Origin of the sequence: Nocardioides sp. (assembly GCF_029937575.1) — a bacterium.
Taxonomy (GTDB): domain Bacteria; phylum Actinomycetota; class Actinomycetes; order Propionibacteriales; family Nocardioidaceae; genus Nocardioides.
Window position 1 is genome coordinate 20,250 of the sequence record NZ_JAPYPS010000021.1, and the last position, 18,254, is coordinate 38,503.

An 18,254-nucleotide genomic window follows, 5' to 3' on the forward strand; every position below is an offset into this window, starting at 1 on the left:
TCGGGCTTGCGGGGCGGAGCTGGCACGGGGTCATCCTCCCCCGAGCACGGCTCCGATCACGGGACGAAACGCGGGAAGGCGCCTGCTCCTGCGTAGCGAGCGGCCTCGCCGAGCTCCTCCTCGATGCGCAGCAGCTGGTTGTACTTCGCCACGCGCTCCGAGCGAGCCGGTGCGCCGGTCTTGATCTGGCCACAGTTGGTCGCCACGGCGAGATCGGCGATCGTGGTGTCCTCGGTCTCGCCCGAGCGGTGGCTCATCATGCAGGCGTAGCCGTTGCGGTGCGCCAGCTCGACGGAGTCGAGCGTCTCGGTGAGCGAGCCGATCTGGTTGACCTTCACCAGCAGGGCGTTGGCCTGGCCACCGGTGATGCCGCGCTGCAGACGCTCCACGTTGGTCACGAACAGGTCGTCGCCGACCAGCTGGGTGCGGGCACCGAGCTGGTCGGTGATCGCCTTCCACCCGTCCCAGTCGTCCTCGTCGAGCGCGTCCTCGATGCTGACGATGGGGTACGCCGAGACGAGCTCGCCGTAGTAGGCCGCCATCTCGTCGGCCGTCTTCGAGGTGCCCTCGAAGGTGTAGGTGTTGTCGGTGCAGAACTCGCTGGCGGCCACGTCGAGCGCGAGTGCGATGTCCTTGCCCAGGGTGAGGCCCGCTGCGCCGACGGCCTCGGCGATCAGGTCGAGCGCGGCCCGGTTGGAGTCGAGGTCGGGGGCGAAGCCGCCCTCGTCGCCCAGGCCGGTGGCCAGACCCTTCTTCTTCAGCACGGCCTTGAGGGAGTGGTAGACCTCGGCGCCCTGACGCAGCGCCTCGCGGAAGGTGGGCGCGCCGATCGGCGCGATCATGAACTCCTGGATGTCGACGTTGGAGTCGGCGTGTGAGCCTCCGTTGAGGATGTTCATCATCGGCACGGGCAGCACGTGGGCGTTGGGCCCGCCGACGTAGCGGTAGAGCGGCAGGCCGGCCGAGTCGGCGGCAGCCCGCGCCACGGCCAGGGAGGCGCCCAGGATCGCGTTGGCCCCGAGGGTGGCCTTGTTGGGCGTCGCGTCGAGCTCCAGCATCGTCTGGTCGACCAGGCGCTGGTCATCGGCGTCCAGACCCTCCAGGGCCGGCCCGATGGTCTGGATCACGGCGTCCACGGCCTTGCCGACGCCCTTGCCGAGGTAGCGGTCGCCGCCGTCGCGCAGCTCCACGGCCTCGAAGGCGCCGGTCGAGGCGCCGCTGGGCACCATCGCCCGCGCGAAGACTCCGTCGTCGAGGACGACCTCGACCTCGACGGTGGGGTTGCCGCGCGAGTCGAGGATCTCGCGGGCTCCGACTGCTTCGATGGCTGCCACGTGGGTGCTCCTGGGGTGGTCGTCGACTGCGATGGTCTGGTCGGCGTTCAGCGTAGAGGAACGTCCGGCCGCGGCCGCGGGGTGCTCGTCCGCTGACCCGCGTTGCCGGCCCAGGTCCGGTCCGACCTGCCCGACCTGCCCACCCTGCCCGACCCGTTCACCAAGTGCTCACCTGCGCGCCACCCCGTCGCCGCGCAGACCATCCCTGCCGCCGCAAGTGTCGACGGGTCCTACCGCCGGTCCGGCGGTGCTCTCCCGTCTCGGGACCACCCGAAAGGCACGTCTTCATGCCCCTCCGCCGTGGCCTGGCAGCCGCCGCTGTGTGCGCCCTGCCCCTGTCCCTGTCGCTGTCCCTGCTCGCGACGCTCCCGTCGTCGGGAGCCCCCGCCCCGGAGCAACGGGCGGCCGAGCCGAGCTCGTGGTTCGAGCGGGTCGCGACCTATCCCGTCTACCTCAACGTCCCCGCGGGCGTCGACCCGGCCGAGCCGACCGTCGCGGAGATCTCCACGATCACCGAGGACGGCCAGACGGTGATCTACACCGATGCCCTGGGCAAGCGGATCGGGTTCCTCGACATCAGTGACCCGACCGCTCCCGTGGGGGCCGGCACGCTCGACCTGGCGGAGATCGGCAACGCCGACGACCAGCCGACCTCGGTCGCCGCGGTCGGCGACCACGTGCTGGTCGTGATCGACGAGTCGGGGGGCGACTTCGTCAACCCCGCCGGCCGCGTCGACGTCGTGCGTCTCTCTGACCGCACCGTGATCAACTCCATCGACCTCGGCGGCCAGCCCGACTCCATCGCGATCAGCCCGGACGGCACGTTCGCCGCGATCGCGATGGAGAACCAGCGCGACGAGGAGCTCACCCCGCCCGGAGCCGAGGAGGGCGAGCTCCCGCAGCTGCCCGCCGGGTCGGTGCAGGTGCTCGACCTGACGCCGTCCGACGCAACGACGTGGACCGCCACCGAGGTGCCGCTGGTCCTCCCGAACGGCGACCCGCTGCCGATCATCGCCGCAGCAGACCTCTACGCGCCCGAGGACCCGGAGCCGGAGTACGTCGACATCAACGACGACAACACGCTCGCGCTGTCCCTGCAGGAGAACAACGGGCTCATCATCATCGACCTGGCCACCCTGACGGTGACCAACGCCTTCTCTGCCGGCAACGCCAAGGTCTCCGGGGTCGACACCACCGACGACGGGATCTTCAACGCCAACCAGGCGATCGACGTCCCGCGGGAGCCGGACTCCATCGCCTGGGTCGGCGACGGCCTCGTCGCCACCGCCAACGAAGGCGACCTGTTCGGCGGCAGCCGCGGCTGGTCGGTCTTCGACGCCGAGACCGGCGCGGTCCTGTGGGACGCCGGCAACACGTTCGAGCACCTCGCCGTGCAGCACGGCCTCTTCAACGACGGCCGTGCCGACAACAAGGGCGCCGAGCCCGAGGGCATGGCCTTCGACGTCGTCGACGGCGTCCCCACCGTCTTCGTGGGCTCCGAGCGGAGCAACTTCGTGGCCGTCTACGACATGACGGAGCCGACGCGCCCGCAGTTCCAGCAGCTGCTGCCCACCACCAACGGGCCCGAGGGTCTGCTGCCCGTGCCCGACCGCGACCTGCTCGTGGTCTCCTCCGAGGAGGACGAGGCCTCGGCAGGAGTGCGCGCCACCGTCGGGATCTACCAGCTCGGCGACACCCCGGCAGCCTTCCCGCAGGTCATCTCCCGCACGCCGGTCGGCGCGACCGGTCCGATCGGCTGGGGTGCACTCGGCGCCCTGTCCGGTGCTCCTGACGACGCCTCGATGATGTACGCCGCCAGCGACTCGGCGTACGCCACCGGCCGGATCTACTCGGTCGACGTGAGCCGTGCCCCGGCCGTGATCACCCACGCGCTCGACATCCGCGACGAGGACGGTCAGCGACCCGCGATCGACATCGAGGGCCTGGCCGCGCGCGCCGAGGGCGGCTTCTGGCTGGCGCTCGAGGGCACCGACGGTCCGAGCAACGCCCTGGTCCGCACCGACGAGGACGGAGTCATCCAGCAGCGCGTCGCGCTCCCGACCGAGGTCACCGACCACGTCCGCAACTGGGGCCTGGAGGGTGTCGCGGTCAGCGGGACCGGTGCTGACGAGCAGCTGTACGTCGTCATCCAGCGCACCTTGTGGGAGGACCCCGGCGCCGCTGCGGCCGACCTGGTGCCGCTCGAGGGCAACGTCGCTCGCATCGGTCGCTACGACGTCGGGTCGCAGGAGTGGACGTGGTTCACCTACCCGCTGGAGGAGACCTCCGCAGCCGGTGACTGGATCGGGCTCTCCGAGATCTCGGTCGTCGACGCCGACTCGGTGGCCGTCATCGAGCGCGACAAGCTCAACGGACCGCGGGCCGCGCTCAAGCGGGTCTACACCGTGGACCTGCCCGCGGGCTCGCCCTCGGCACCGACCCCGGTCACCAAGACGCTGGCCGTCGACCTGCTGGCGCAGATGCAGGCCCGCAACGGCTGGACGCAGGAGAAGCTCGAGGGCCTCGGCATCAGCAGCGACGGCCGCGTCTTCGCCGTCACCGACAACGACGGTCTGGACGACGCGACGGGCGAGACCCAGCTCTTCCGGCTCGGTGCCGTCAAGCGGGTCTTCGACGACGCCGTCGCGACCACGACCCGGCTCAACGTCAAGAAGTCGAAGGTCAAGGTCGGCCAGAAGGTGCGCTTCACCGCCCGCGTCGCGCCGAGCTTCGCCGACGGCACCGTGCGACTCAAGGACCGCAAGAAGGTCGTGCGCACCCTGAGCCTGGTCGACGGCCGCGTCTCCGGCAAGCTCGAGCTCGCGAAGGGCAAGCACCGGCTGAAGGCGATCTACCTCGGCGCCCAGGACGCCGCGGGATCGCGCTCCGAGACGGTCACGGTGAAGGTGACGAGGAAGGGCAAGAAGAAGGGCTCGACGAACAAGCGCTGATGTCTTGCACCCGGTGCCGGGGCGTTCGCGTCATGCTGGTCGTCCCATGAACCAGCTGGCGCGGCGCCTCGGCACCGGCGACGCGGTCGTCGTCGGCCTGTCGGCGATGATCGGCGCCGGTGTGTTCTCGGTGTTCGCGCCCGCCGCCGCGGCGGCGGGCGGCGGCCTGCTCATCGGGCTCGCCATCGCCGCCCTGGTGGCGTTCTGCAACGCGGTCGCCTCCACCCAGCTGGCCGGCACCTACCCGTCCTCCGGTGGCACCTACCTCTACGGCCGCGAGGTGCTGGGACCCTGGTGGGGCTTCGTCGCGGGCTGGGGCTTCGTGGTGGGCAAGACCGCCTCGTGCGCCGCGATGGCGCTCACCTTCGCGGCCTACGCCGTGCCGGAGCCCGCCTGGGCGGGCCGAGCCGTCGCCGTGGCCGCCGTCGTGTCGCTGACGGTGCTCAACCTGCGCGGTATCACCCGAACCGCGATCGTCGCGCGCCTGCTGCTCGTCCTGACGCTCAGCACCCTCGTCGTGGCGGTGGTCGCCACCGCGACGGGAGCGACCGACGGAGGGACCCGTCAGGCCTTCGCCTTCGACGGCGGCGTTCTCGGGGTGCTGCAGGCCGCCGGACTCCTCTTCTTCGCCTTCGCCGGCTACGCACGGATCGCCACGCTCGCCGAGGAAGTCCGCAGCCCGGCGACCCTGGGCCGCGCCGTCCTGGTCGCTCTGGGCGTCACCGTCGTGCTGTACGCCGTGGTGGCGGTCGTGCTGCTGCGGACGCTCGGCTCGGACCTGGCCGAGACGAGCACCCCCCTGAGCACGGCCGCCGCCGCAGCGGGGGCGGCCTGGGCCGAGCCCGTCCTCCGCCTCGGGGCCGTGGCGGCCTCCTTGGGAGCCCTCCTGGCCCTGCTGGCGGGCGTCGGGCGCACCACCCTCGCCATGGCCCGCGAGCGCGACCTGCCCGGATGGCTGGCGTCCGTCGATCCCCGACACCAGGTGCCCGACCACGCCCAGGTCGTGGTGGGATCGGCGATCGTCCTGCTGGTGCTGGCCGCTGACCTGAGGGATGCGATCGGCTTCTCCTCGTTCGGGGTGCTGGTCTACTACGCCGTCGCCAACGCATCGGCCTACGCCCAGCCGTCCGAGCAACGCCGCTGGCCGCGCGCGCTCAACGTGCTCGGACTCGTCGGCTGCCTCGGGCTCGCCGCCACGCTGCCGGGCGCTTCGGTGATCGGCGGCGTCCTCGTGCTCGCGGTAGGCCTGGCCGGCCGTGCGCTGGCGCTCAGGCGTCGCGCTGGCGCCGCTGGGCCTTCTCGTCCCGCTTGACCTGCTGCCAGATCTCGTTGACCTCGGTGGCGCTCAGTGGCGGCGAGTCGGCGTCGCGGCCCAGGGACGCGGGGTCGAAGACGTGCGGGTTGCGCCGACGCAGCTTGGCGGTGATCCCCGCCGCCACATCGTCCATCGTGAACTCGCCGAGCTCCTCGGCGATCGCGGCGTGGAAGACGACCTGGAGCAGCACGTCGCCGAGCTCCTCACACACGTGGGCGGGGTCGCCGGCATCGATCGCCTCGACGAGCTCCTCGGTCTCCTCGCGGAGGTAGGGCACCAACGAGGTGGGCGTCTGCTCGGCCTTCCAGGCGCACTCCGTACGCAGGCGACGCATCACGTCGACCAGCTCCTGGAACGCCGTCACGAGGTCACCCCTGGTCGGAGGCTCCGCAGAGCTGGCTCGCCGGCAGGGTGGCCGCCGCCGTGGCGACCTGGTCCTCGGTGGCCGTGAGCGGATCGAGCTGACCGAGGGTGGCCTCGTCGCTGACGGCCACGCTCGTGCCGTCGAGCTCGGCGACAACCTGGCCGTTGTCGACCGTGAGCCGGAAGACCGGGTTGATCGCGACGTCGTTGTCGTCGAGCCAGGCGCTGATCACCGAGCGTCCCCGGTCGACGAGGACGGCCGGGTCGGGCGGTACGTCGCCCTCGGCTGCGAAGGCCGCCTCGCCCAGGGACGTTGCCGCGGCCTCGATGTAGCTGGTCGCCTCACCGAGGAGCACGAACGCGTCGCGCTGCTCCTCGGGCACCGCCGCGTTGGCCTCGTCGAGGCCGCCGACGGCCGCGTCGTAGGAGTCGGCCAGAGCCACACCGTCGTCGTCGAGAGCCTGACCTGCCGCCGCACGCTGGATCAGCACGCTCACGAACTGCTGGCGAGCAAGCGAGCGCGGGAAACCCGGCTGGTCCTGGTCGGAGAAGAACGTGCAGGCGTCGTCGATCGCAGCGTCGATCGTGTCGAGCGCGACCTCGGTGTCACCGACCTGGGCAGCCACACCGGGGCGGAGCTGCTCGTCGCTGACGCTGCAGGCGGACAGCCCGCCGGTGAGCAGGAGGCTCAGGACGCCGGCGACCGCAAGGGACCCCGGCCTGGGACGGTTGCTCACGCGGACTCCTTCGGGTCGAGGACGCTGTCGATCACGCCGCGCGCCCATTCAAGCAGGGCGATCCCCTCCAGCGGACGACCGGTCGCACCCGGGGTGCCGGGGCGCGGGACGAGCACGGTGTCGACAGTGGTCTTCACGATCGACTTGGGATAGAGCCGGTTGAGCCGGATGGTGCGCGACTCGGGCAGGGAGACCGGCGCGAAGCGGACGTTCTTGCCCGCGATCGTGACCTCCCCGATGCCCGCCTCCCGGGCTCGTGCGCGGAACCGGGCGACCAGCTGCAGCGAGGTGACCTCCTGCGGAGGCTCGCCGTACCGGTCGATCATCTCCTCGGCCAGCACGTCGACGTCGGCGTCGGAGCGCACCTCGGCCAGGCGTCGGTACATCTCGAGGCGCAGCCGCTCGCTCTCGATGTAGTCGTGCGGCAGGTGAGCGTCGATCGGCAGCTCGATCCGGACCTCGTTGAGGACACCGCCGTCGGCTTCGCCGCCCCCCTTGAACTCGGCCACGGCCTCGCCGACGAGACGCACGTAGAGGTCGAAGCCGACGTCGGCGATGTGGCCCGACTGCTCCCCACCGAGCAGGTTGCCAGCACCGCGGATCTCGAGGTCCTTCATCGCGATCGCCATGCCGCCGCCGAGGTCGGAGTGCTGGGCGAGGGTGGCGAGGCGCTCGTGGGCCGTCTCGGTGAGCGGCTTCTCCGGCGGGTAGAGGAAGTAGGCGTACGCGCGCTCGCGGCTGCGCCCGACCCGGCCGCGCAGCTGGTGGAGCTGGGAGAGGCCGAGGGTGTCGGCGCGCTCGATGATCATCGTGTTGGCGTTGGAGACGTCGAGACCGCTCTCCACGATCGTGGTGCAGACCAGGACGTCGAAGTTCTTCTCCCAGAAGTCGAGCATCACCTGCTCGAGCTGGTGCTCGCCCATCTGGCCGTGCGCCGTGGCCACGCGGGCCTCCGGCACCAGCTCGCGCAGGCGGGCGGCGGCCTTCTCGATGGAGGTGACCCGGTTGTGGATGAAGAAGACCTGACCGTCACGCAGCAGCTCGCGGCGCAGCGCCGCGGTGACCTGACGGTCCTCGTAGGCCCCCACGTAGGTGAGCACCGGGTGCCGCTCCTCCGGCGGCGTGGTGATCGTCGACATCTCACGGATGCCGGTGATCGACATCTCGAGGGTGCGCGGGATCGGCGTGGCGCTCATGCTCAGCACGTCGACCGAGGTGCGCAACCGCTTCATCTGCTCCTTGTGCTCGACGCCGAAGCGCTGCTCCTCGTCGACCACGATCAGGCCGAGGTCCTTCATCTTGATGTCCGGGTTGAGGAGCCGGTGGGTGCCCACCACGATGTCGACCGTGCCGTCGGCCAGGCCGGCGATGACCTCCTTGGCCTCCTTGTCGGTCTGGAAGCGGCTCAGCCCCTTGACCGAGACCGGGAAACCGGCCATCCGCTCCGAGAACGTCGACAGGTGCTGGGTGACGAGCAGCGTCGTCGGCACGAGCACCGCGACCTGCTTGCCGTCCTGCACGGCCTTGAAGGCTGCCCGCACCGCGATCTCGGTCTTGCCGTAGCCGACGTCGCCGCACACGAGGCGGTCCATCGGCACGGTCTGGCGCATGTCGGACTTGACCTCGTCGACGGTGCTCAGCTGGTCGGGGGTCTCGGTGAACGGGAAGGCGTCCTCGAGCTCGCGCTGCCACGGCGTGTCGGGGCCGAACGCGTAGCCCTTGGTGGCCTGACGCGCGGCGTACAGCTTGATCAGCTCGGCGGCGATCTCGCGCACCGCCTTGCGGGCACGGCCCTTGCGCTTGGCCCAGTCGGCCCCGCCGAGCCGGTCGAGGCTCGGCTGCTCCCCACCGACGTAGCGGGTGATCTGGTCCAGGGCGTCGGCCGGGACGTAGAGCCGGTCCGGTGGGGCACCCCGCTTGGTGGAGCCGTACTCCAGCACGAGGTACTCACGCTTGGCACCCTGGACCTCGCGCTGCTTCATCTCCACGAAGCGACCGACGCCGTGCTGCTCGTGGACGACGTAGTCGCCGGCCTTGAGCTCGAGGGGGTCGATCTGCTTCTTGCGCCGCGCCGGCATCTTGCGCATGTCGCGGGTCGAGGCCTTCTGGCCCGAGACGTCCTCCCCGGTGAGCAGCACCACGCGGTTGGTCTCGTCGACGAAGCCCTTGACCACCCCGCCGCAGGTGACGGTGACGGTGCCGACAGGGAGGTCGTCCAGGGTGTCGACGGAGTCGACGAGCCGGGCCGGCACCTCGCGCTCGGTCAGCGCCTCGACCGTGCGCTGGGCGGGGCCGTGGCCGGGGTGGACGACGAGGACCCGGTAGGCGTCGGAGCGCCAGCGCTCGAGGTCGGTCAGCGCCTTCTCGACGTCGCCGCGGTAGCTGTCCATCGGCGCCATCGGCAGGGCCGACGACCGGACGCCCGCGGTGACGTCGGCCGCGTCACCGGCCGGCGCCGCCTGGTCGCCGTCGAGGCCGAACGGACTGAGCGTCCACCACGGCAGGTGGCGCTCGAGGACCGTCTGCCGCACGTCTCCGAGCTCGCGGTACGACGCGGCGCCGAGGTCGATCGGGGAGGTGCCGCCACCCGCGGCGGCCGCCCAGCTCGCGCCGAGGAACTCCTCGCTGGTGGCGACCAGGTCGTGGGCGCGGCTGCGGGCACGCTCGGGGTCGAGGACCAGCACGTGGGTGTCGTCGGGCATGAGGTCGACGAGCAGCTCCATCTCGTCGACGAGGGCCGGCGCCAGGGACTCCATGCCCTCCACGGCGATCCCGGCAGCCATCTTGTCGGTCAGCTCGAGCAGGGCCGGGTGGGCGCGACCCAGCTCGGCGGCGCGCTCGCGGACCGCCTCGGTGAGGAGCAGCTCGCGGCACGGTGGCGCCCAGAGACGCTCGGCCTTCTCGAGCGTGCGCTGGTCGGCGACGGAGAACCAGCGAATCTCCTCGACCTCGTCACCCCACAGCTCAACGCGCAGCGGGTGCTCCTCGGTCGGCGGGAACACGTCGACGATCCCGCCTCGCACGGCGAACTCGCCGCGTCGCTCCACCAGGTCGACGCGCGAGTAGGCGGCGTCGGCGAGCCGGGCGACCAGGTCGTCGAGCGGGATCGTGTCGCCCAGGGCCAGCTCGACCGGCTCGAGGTCGGCGAGCCCCTTGACCTGGGGCTGGAGGACGGAGCGGACCGGTGCGACGACGACCTTGAGCGGCCCGTTGGTCGCGTCGGTGCCGGGGTGTGCCAGGCGGCGCAGCACCGCAAGGCGTCGACCGACCGTGTCGCTGCGCGGGCTGAGGCGTTCGTGGGGCAGCGTCTCCCAGCTCGGGTACGCCGCCACGTGGGCGGGATCGAGCAGGTCGCCGAGCGCGGCGACGAGGTCGTCGGCCTCGCGACTGGTCGCGGTGACTGCCAGGACGGTGCGGCCGGCGCGGACCAGCCCGGCAACCGCGAAGGGCCGCATCGCCTCGGGCGCGGTGAGGTCGAGGGTGCGCACCGCTCCACCGCGCGCGTCCTCCATCGCACTCGCGAGGGTGGCATCGGCCAGGACAGCGTCGGCGAGGCCGGACAGGCTCACAGGACTCCTCGAACCACTTGGTGGACGTGAGGGACAAGCTCACGCACGCGTACTGCTGGGGACAGCCGAACAGGGCACCGGTCCGGTCGGGAACTGGTGCTCTCGGAGTCTACGGTCGGGCGCCGACGGTGATCGAGTCGGTGCGGGTCTGCGTCACCCTCGAGCATTCCGGAGCATTCCGTCCCGATTCGCGGGGCACGGCCCAGCAGGTCGGATTAGAGTCCGACTACCCACCCCGACCAGACCACGTGCCGCGCACCCGCCGGCACGGGTCTCGGCCAGGTTCCAGCGTCACCCCGGAGGACCCCACCGATGAGCCCACGCACGACGTCTCGACGACACCGCTCCGCACTGCTCGGGGTGACCTCGTTGGCGCTGGTCGCAGCCGGGCTCGCCGGGGGCCAGGCCGGCGCCACGACCACGCCCGCCGCCGGCGCCGGCGTGGCGGCGCCCGCATCGACTGCGGCGCCGGGTGCCAAGGCCGCGGCATCGGGTGAGGCGGCGGGCAACTACGACTCCCGATCGGTCAGCAGCCCGGCGCTGGTCCGCCGTACGGCGGAGGTCCAGGAGTCCCGCGGTGCCGCCGCCGGCAAGCTCGCCGACGACATCGGGGGCGACGCCACCGTGTCGCTCGACCCGGTGACCGGAACGCCCCGCGACGTGACGTCGCGTCTGGGCTTCCTCACCGGTCCCAGCACCCGCGCAGCCGCCGACGTCGCCCTCGACTACGTGCGGGGCAACCTCTCCGGCTTCGGCCTGACCAGCGCCGACCTCGCGACCCTGCGTGAGGTCCGCACCTTCACCGACATCAACGACATCACCCACGTCTACTGGACCCAGGAGATCGACGGGATCCCCGTCTTCGGCAACGGTCTGCGTGCAGCGATCGACGGTTCGGGCCGACTGATCACGGTGCAGGGCGCCCCGGTCTCGGGGGTGGGCCGCGAGGTCCGTCGCTCCACCGAGCCGAGCGTGTCGCGCGAGGACGCCCTCGACGCGGCCGTGGCCGACGTACGCCGTGACGCGGCGCGCGCGGGCGCCACTGCCGAGCGCGTGTGGTTCATGACGGCCGACGGGCTGCGCCCGGGCTGGGTGACCTACACCCAGCCGAGCGGGACCGAGGCCTACCAGCACGTGATCGACGCGGCCAGCGGGCGCACGCTCTACCGTCGCAGCACGGTGAACTTCGAGAAGGACCCTGCGACGACGTCTGCCTCCGAGAAGCGTGGTGGCAAGAGGAAGGGCAAGAAGAAGCTGCCCAAGGGCTCGGCTCTGGTCCACGAGAACTACCCCGGTGCCAGCGGCAACAACACCGGTGGCAAGCAGCACGTCGTCAACCTGCACAAGCTCGGCTACCTGCCGCGCCGGGCCACGTGGATGCGCGGACCGTACGCCTCGGTGTGGGCCGACCTCAACGACGACGACCAGGTGCAGGAGCGCGAGAAGTCGAAGGTCCCGCCGCGGCGCAAGAAGGCGAAGTTCGAGCTGAAGCCCTTCGAGACCGCTGCCGGTCAGGCAGGCTGCTCGAAGCGCTACGTGTGCACCTGGGACCCGACGGTCGCGAAGTCCTGGAAGAAGAACAAGAACCAGGACGGCGTCCAGGGCCTGTACTTCACCAGCAAGTTCGCCGAGTGGCTCAAGGCTGCGCCGTTCGGCTTCACCGCCGACCTGGGCAACTTCGAGCGGGCCGGCGGTGACGAGGTCTACGTCAACACCATGGACGGTGCCGACACCGCCGACGGTTTCCCGGACGGCGGCCACGTCAACAACGCCAACTTCAACACCCCGCCCGACGGCTTCTCGCCGACGATGCAGATGTACCTCAACGTCGGGCCGGCCTACCTGGCCGCCAGCTCGACCGAGGCCTTCGACAACATCGGCCACGAGTACACCCACGGCCTGTCCAACCGCCTCGTCGTGGACTCGATGGGCTTCTCGACGCTGAACAGCTATCAGGCCGGCAGCATGGGTGAGGGGTGGAGCGACTTCTACTCCTTCGACTACCTGGAGAAGAACGACCTGGTCCGCAACGACCGTCGCGTCGACGGCGAGCTGCTCTACGACCGCTACCTCACCAAGAACCGGCCCTTCACCCGTAGCGCCGCCATCGACTGCAAGGTCGGCGACTCCCTGGCGCCCCTGTGCCGCCAGCTCGACGGCGAGGGCACCGGCGGCTACACGTTCGGTGACATCCCCGGTCAGCTGACCACCGAAGTCCACGGCGCGGGCGAGGTGTGGGCGCAGACGCTGTGGGACATCCGCGAGGTGCTGGGCCACGCCCGGACGATGCGCTTGGTCACCGCCGCGATGACGCTCTCGCCCGACAACCCGTCGATGCTCGACATGCGCGACGCGATCATCACCGCGGACAAGGTGATCTTCAGCTCGGCCAACACCGACCGCCTGTGGAAGAAGTTCGCCGCACGCGGCTTCGGCTACTTCGCCGCCTCGATCGACGGCAGCGATGCCGAGCCCGTCGAGGACTTCAGCATGCCGCCGTCGGGCAACGAGGCCCCCGGCGCGATCCTCGGCACGGTCACCGACACCAACGGGGACCCGGTGGCCGGCGCGCTGGTGCTGGTGGCCGGACACAGCTCCAGCACCGCCGGCAGCTACTCGGACGTCACCGGCGCCGACGGCACCTACGTGATCGGCGGCGTCTTCCCCGGCACCTACCCGAAGGTCGTCGCGATCGCCGACGGCTTCGGCAGCGGCGTCGCGTCCGCGACGGTGCCCGAGGGCGACGCGGCCGTCGTCGACTTCACGCTGCGTCGTGACTGGGCCGCTGCCTCCGGTGGCGCCTCGATCGCCTCCTTCGACGGCGTCGACTACTCGGTCTACGGCTGTGGCCCCGGCGAGCTCATCGACCTCTCCCTCGGCACCGGGTGGGGCAGCACGACCGGCCCGACAGAGGACCCGGTGACCGCCGCAGACCAGGTCGAGCCGAAGTCGATCGTGATCGCACTCCCCCAGGCCATCGACATCACCACGATCGCCGTCGACCCCGGCAACACCTGCGGCGACCCGGGCAGCTCGTCGACCGCCGACTACGTGCTCGAGGTCGGCGCGACCGCCGACGGCCCCTGGGCCGAGGCCGCCTCGGGCACCTTCACCGAGGGCGACCGCGGCACCCTGGTCGACATCCAGGTCACCGTGCCGCCGGCCATGTCCTTCGTGCGCTACACCATGGTCAGCCCGCAGGTACCCGACTTCGCGGGCTGCCCCGACGCCTTCGGCGGCTGCACCTACATGGACTCCTCGGAGCTCGCCGTCTACGACGACTGAGACCGCAGGCACCCTCCGAGGAACGAGGAGGGTGCCGTGGCGGGCGAAGGTTGAGCGAGCCCGCGAGCGAGGGACGAGCTCGCGCAAGGCGAGACGAAACCCGGCGAGCCGAGAAGCGGCCTCAACCCACCCACCGGCCCCGTAGCCTCGACGCCATGGGGAAGAAGGGGACGGCCGCAGCCTGCCTCGCCGCCCTCACCCTGAGCACGACCGCCTGCGCCGGGCCCGCGACCGAGCAACAGGCGATCCCGGTCTCGCCCGCGCCGGCCCCACGAGCCGAGCCACCCAGCACCGCACCGGCCGACCTCCTCTCCCGCGCGACCAGGGACGGCGTACGACGTCCCCGCACCGCAGCCCAGGCGGCCCGTCAGGTCCTGGCCGCGGAGAACGCCATCCGCCGACCGGGCACGTCCCCGGAGCGCCTCGCGACGGCGGGAGAGCTCGCCCAGGTCGCCTACCGGGTGATCGGCAACCGCACCACGTGGGACGAGCGCGTGCTCGCGGCACTCCCCCGGCGCCTGCACCGCGTGGTCGAGCGCAACGTCGCCTCGCGGCGCGAGTTCCGCTCGATGCACTACACGCTCAGCGACACCCTCCCGGCCTGGCGGATCATCGAGCCGGAGCCGGCCGAGGAGCTGCTGGCCCACTACCGCGAGGCCGAGCAGCGCTTCGGGGTCGACTGGGAGTACCTCGCGGCGATCAACCTGGTGGAGACCGGGATGGGCCGGATCCACGGCCTCTCGGTGGCCGGCGCCCAGGGCCCGATGCAGTTCATCCCGGCCACCTGGGCGCAGTACGGCGCCGGCGACATCAACGACCCCCGCGACGCGATCATGGCGGCGGGGCGCTACCTCGCGGACCGTGGCTTCACCGAACGCGACGGGATCGCCGGCGCGCTCTACAGCTACAACAACCACCCGGCGTACGTCCGTGGGGTCACCAAGCTGGCCCGGGTGATGCAGGCGGACTCCCGCGCGTTCCTCGGCTACTACCACTGGCAGGTCTACTACCTGAGCAGCGCCGGCGACGTCGTGCTGCGACCGGGCTACGAGTCCCGGACCGAGATCCCGGTCGCGCGGTTCCTGCGCAGCAACCCGAGTGCGCTCAGCTCCTGATCGATCCGGTGCCGGTTGGGGCTCGTCCTCACCCGAACCGTCCGTTGACGTAGTCGTTGGTCCGCTGGTCGAGCGGGCTGCTGAACATGGCACCGGTGTCGCCGTGCTCGACGATGATCCCGGGGGTGCCCTGGCTGGCGAGGAAGAACGCGCACTGGTCGGAGACGCGGGCGGCCTGCTGCATGTTGTGGGTGACGATGACGATGGTGACCTCGCGGGCGAGGTCGAGCATGGTCTCCTCGATGACCCGCGTCGAGGTGGGGTCCAGCGCCGAGCACGGCTCGTCCATGAGCAGGACGCGGGGCTTGATGGCGAGCGAGCGGGCGATGCAGAGCCGCTGCTGCTGGCCACCCGAGAGCCCGCCGCCAGGCGCGTCGAGGCGGTCCTTGACCTCGTTCCACAGTCCACCCTTGACCAGGCACGACTCGACGAGCGCGTCCCTCTCGCTCTTCGACGCCTTGGTACCGGTGAGCTTGAGCCCGGCCAGGACGTTCTCCCGGATCGACATCGCGGGGAACGGGTTGGGCTTCTGGAAGACCATCCCGATCGAACGTCGGGCATCGATGAGGCGCTTGGACGGGTCGTAGATGTCCTCGCCGTCCAGCAGGACCTGCCCGGCGAGCTGGGCCGACGGCACCAGCTCGTGCATCCGGTTCAGGATGCGCAGGAAGGTCGACTTGCCGCAGCCCGAGGGGCCGATGAGCGCCGTGATCCCGCCGGCTCGCATCGTGAGCGAGACTCGGTCCAGGACCTTGTGGGTGCCGAACCAGGCGGTGATCTCGCGCGCCTGGATCTCGGCCAACGGGCGGGTCGGGGCCGGGGGGTCGGGAGGACCGACCGGGACGACCGGGAGCGCCGCGGTGGCGTCGTGGCCGGGCTGGGTCAGGCTCATCAGGGTGGTTCCGTTCGTGAGTGGTGCAGGGGCTGGAGCCGACACGCCGACACCGACCGGTGCCGGGCGACCACCACGAGGGTGACCGCCCGGCACCGGGACGGAGCGGTGGTGCGGGAGGTGCGGTCCTACTTGAACTTCACGGTGAAGCTGAGGTCCGAGCCCTCGGCAACGGCGTTGCCGGACCAGGAGGCGGTGAGCTTGCTCTTGCCCTTGCCCAGCTTCTTCTTCTTCAGCTTGATGGTCGCCTCGCCCTTCTTGATCTTGCCCTTGGCGACGACCTTCTTGCCCTCCTTGACCACGATCTTGCCCGAGGCGTCCGAGTTGCTCGCACCCTTCAGGCTGACGCTCACGACGCCGGTGGCCTTCTTGCCCTTGTAGGACTTCTTGAAGCTCTCGGAGAGCTTGGAGGTGGCCAGCTCCGGCTCGGGCTCCGGGTTGTCGGCGACGGTGACCGTGGCCGAGTCGGACGAGGCCACGTAGAGCGAGTCGGCGGTGGGGGTGTAGTCGGCGGTGATGTTGTACGTCCCGGGGTCGGCGTTCGGGAAGTTCAACGTCGCGGTTCCGCCGTTCAGAGCAACGACACCCAGCGGTGCGTCGGAACCGGCCGCCGTGAAGGTGACCGTGCCGGTGGGAGTGCTGGTGCCGGTGACCGTGGCCGTGAGGTTCAGCCTGCGAGGAGCGTTGCTGACGGCGGCCAGATCGGTCGACGTCACGATCGGGTCCTCGTCGACCTCGTTGGTGGTGAAGTTGCTCGACGCGGCCTGGGTGGCCTCGCCGCACACGCCGTCGTTCTCGGGGGTGGCGAGCTGCTTGAAGCCGGCCGCCTCGATGGAGGCCCGGGCCGGCTCGGAGCAGACGAAGCCCTCCTCGCCGAAGAGTCCCTGGATGTCGGCGTTGCCCAGGTCAGCGGCACGCACGACGTTGTACAGCGCACGATCGGCGGAGAAACCACCCTCGAGACGCAGCGCGGTACCGGCCAGACCGGCACGCCCCTCGGAGAACGGAGCCACCGCGTTGGCGTCACCCTGGATCGGAGCGGGGTCGTGCTCCTGGACCTCGCTCACGCTGGCAGCCAGCGTCACCGGGTTGCCACCGTTGGCAGCAGTCAGCTGGGAGACGAAGAACGAACGCGTACCCGAACCGCTCTGCGGGATCATCGGCTTGATCGTGCCCGCGGTCCCTCCGATGGCCGACCAGTCGGTCACCGTGCCGTCATAGATCTGCACCATCTGAGCCGGCGTGATCGTCGTCGGAGCATTCGACGGCACCTGGTTGGAGACCGCAAGCTTCAGCGTGTCCAGAGCGAACGGGAACGCCTGCAGGTTCGCCGCGACCTCGTTGCTGTTCAACGCCGACGACGAACGAGCGAAGTCGACGTCGGTGTTGTTGCCCGCGCCGTACAGCAGCGCCTTGCCCGCACCCGAACCGTTCGGACGGTTGACCGGAGCGCTCGGCAGCGGGATCTGTCCGCCGCCGAGGGCAGCGAACGTCGCCAGCCTGTTGGCCGGAGCCGGGGACTGGGCGTTGTAGGCGTTGGCGAGACGGAAGAGCGCGTTCTGGCTCGTGTCCGAGCCCACGCCGATGACGTCGTTCAGCGCCGGGGTGAAGGTGGTGTCGTCGTCCAGCGCCGGGCCGGTGCTGATCGTGAAGTCGCTCGACGCGGCCTGGGTGGCCTCGCCGCACACGCCGTCGTTCTCGGGGGTGGCGAGCTGCTTGAAGCCGGCCGCCTCGATGGAGGCCCGGGCCGGCTCGGAGCAGACGAAGCCCTCCTCGCCGAAGAGTCCCTGGATGTCGGCGTTGCCCAGGTCAGCGGCACGCACGACGTTGTACAGCGCACGATCGGCGGAGAAACCACCCTCGAGACGCAGCGCGGTACCGGCCAGACCGGCACGCCCCTCGGAGAACGGAGCCACCGCGTTGGCGTCACCCTGGATCGGAGCGGGGTCGTGCTCCTGGACCTCGCTCACGCTGGCAGCCAGCGTCACCGGGTTGCCACCGTTGGCAGCAGTCAGCTGGGAGACGAAGAACGAACGCGTACCCGAACCGCTCTGCGGGATCATCGGCTTGATCGTGCCCGCGGTCCCTCCGATGGCCGACCAGTCGGTCACCGTGCCGTCATAGATCTGCACCATCTGAGCCGGCGTGATCGTCGTCGGAGCATTCGACGGCACCTGGTTGGAGACCGCAAGCTTCAGCGTGTCCAGAGCGAACGGGAACGCCTGCAGGTTCGCCGCGACCTCGTTGCTGTTCAACGCCGACGACGAACGAGCGAAGTCGACGTCGGTGTTGTTGCCCGCGCCGTACAGCAACGCCTTGCCCGCACCCGAACCGTTCGGACGAGCGATGGTCGCGCTCGGGAGGACGATCTCCCCGGCGGAGGTCGCGGCGAAGCTCGCCAGCCTGTTCGCCGGTGCCGGGCTGGTGCCGTTGTAGGCACCCGCCAGGCGGAAGAGCGCGTTCTGGCTCGTGTCCGAGCCCACGCCGATGATGTCGGAGGTGGTGGGGGTGAAGGTCGTGTCGTCGGGGTCGACGGTGACGGCGGCGTGGGCCGCGCCAGCGGAGAGCACCAGCGCCGACACGGCCAGGGAGGCCGTGATGACGCCGGTGAGGGACGTGCGTACGAACATCGGGGTTCGCTCCTTGTGAGAGTGGTCGAGCCTGGATGGGACTGAGTGGACTGGTGCTGCTGG

Annotated in this window: 10 protein-coding genes; 4 read left to right on the plus strand and 6 right to left on the minus strand. The window is 70.8% G+C overall.

The window, feature by feature from the left end:
- Positions 1 to 56: 56 nt before the first annotated feature.
- On the minus strand, positions 57 to 1,334 hold the full coding sequence (gene eno, locus Q1K33_RS09540) for a phosphopyruvate hydratase (RefSeq protein ID WP_300403241.1): 1,278 nt from the start codon (positions 1,332 to 1,334) through the stop codon (positions 57 to 59).
- Between the two features lie 287 nt (positions 1,335 to 1,621).
- Between eno and Q1K33_RS09545 the strand changes: the two genes are divergently transcribed.
- Both Q1K33_RS09545 and Q1K33_RS09550 read left to right on the plus strand, forming a co-directional pair.
- A complete protein-coding gene (locus Q1K33_RS09545; RefSeq protein ID WP_300403244.1) occupies positions 1,622 to 4,285 on the plus strand; it encodes an esterase-like activity of phytase family protein in 2,664 nt (887 codons plus the stop codon).
- A gap of 46 nt (positions 4,286 to 4,331) precedes the next feature.
- Positions 4,332 to 5,597 (plus strand): APC family permease, encoded by a 1,266-nt coding sequence (locus tag Q1K33_RS09550; protein ID WP_300403247.1) that lies wholly within the window; start codon positions 4,332 to 4,334, stop codon positions 5,595 to 5,597.
- Here Q1K33_RS09550 and Q1K33_RS09555 read toward each other — a convergent pair.
- From Q1K33_RS09555 to mfd, 3 genes are read right to left on the minus strand one after another with little or no spacing between them, the layout of a single operon-like run.
- On the minus strand, positions 5,554 to 5,964 hold the full coding sequence (locus tag Q1K33_RS09555; RefSeq protein ID WP_300403250.1) for a MazG nucleotide pyrophosphohydrolase domain-containing protein: 411 nt from the start codon (positions 5,962 to 5,964) through the stop codon (positions 5,554 to 5,556). The genes Q1K33_RS09550 and Q1K33_RS09555 overlap by 44 nt on opposite strands.
- 4 nt (positions 5,965 to 5,968) lie before the next feature.
- Positions 5,969 to 6,700, minus strand: a complete 732-nt coding sequence (locus Q1K33_RS09560) for a hypothetical protein (RefSeq protein ID WP_300403252.1) — start codon at positions 6,698 to 6,700, stop codon at positions 5,969 to 5,971.
- Positions 6,697 to 10,269, minus strand: a complete 3,573-nt coding sequence (gene mfd, locus Q1K33_RS09565) for a transcription-repair coupling factor (protein WP_300403254.1) — start codon at positions 10,267 to 10,269, stop codon at positions 6,697 to 6,699. Before mfd ends, Q1K33_RS09560 begins: the two co-directional genes overlap by 4 nt.
- A gap of 312 nt (positions 10,270 to 10,581) precedes the next feature.
- Here mfd and Q1K33_RS09570 point away from each other — a divergent pair, with 312 nt between their 5' ends.
- Both Q1K33_RS09570 and Q1K33_RS09575 read left to right on the plus strand, forming a co-directional pair.
- A complete protein-coding gene (locus Q1K33_RS09570) occupies positions 10,582 to 13,554 on the plus strand; it encodes a M36 family metallopeptidase (protein ID WP_300403257.1) in 2,973 nt (990 codons plus the stop codon).
- A 155-nt stretch (positions 13,555 to 13,709) separates the two neighbouring features.
- Positions 13,710 to 14,669, plus strand: coding sequence for a transglycosylase SLT domain-containing protein (locus tag Q1K33_RS09575; RefSeq protein ID WP_300403260.1), 960 nt, complete (start codon positions 13,710 to 13,712; stop codon positions 14,667 to 14,669).
- Positions 14,670 to 14,697: 28 nt separating this feature from the next.
- Here Q1K33_RS09575 and Q1K33_RS09580 read toward each other — a convergent pair whose 3' ends face one another.
- Positions 14,698 to 15,561: a phosphate ABC transporter ATP-binding protein gene (locus Q1K33_RS09580; protein ID WP_300403262.1), complete on the minus strand. Its 864-nt coding sequence runs from the start codon at positions 15,559 to 15,561 to the stop codon at positions 14,698 to 14,700.
- Positions 15,562 to 15,689: 128 nt separating this feature from the next.
- The gene (locus Q1K33_RS09585) at positions 15,690 to 18,191 is read right to left on the minus strand and encodes a substrate-binding domain-containing protein (RefSeq protein WP_300403264.1); all 2,502 of its coding nucleotides are present in this window, start codon (positions 18,189 to 18,191) and stop codon (positions 15,690 to 15,692) included.
- Positions 18,192 to 18,254: the final 63 nt, after the last annotated feature.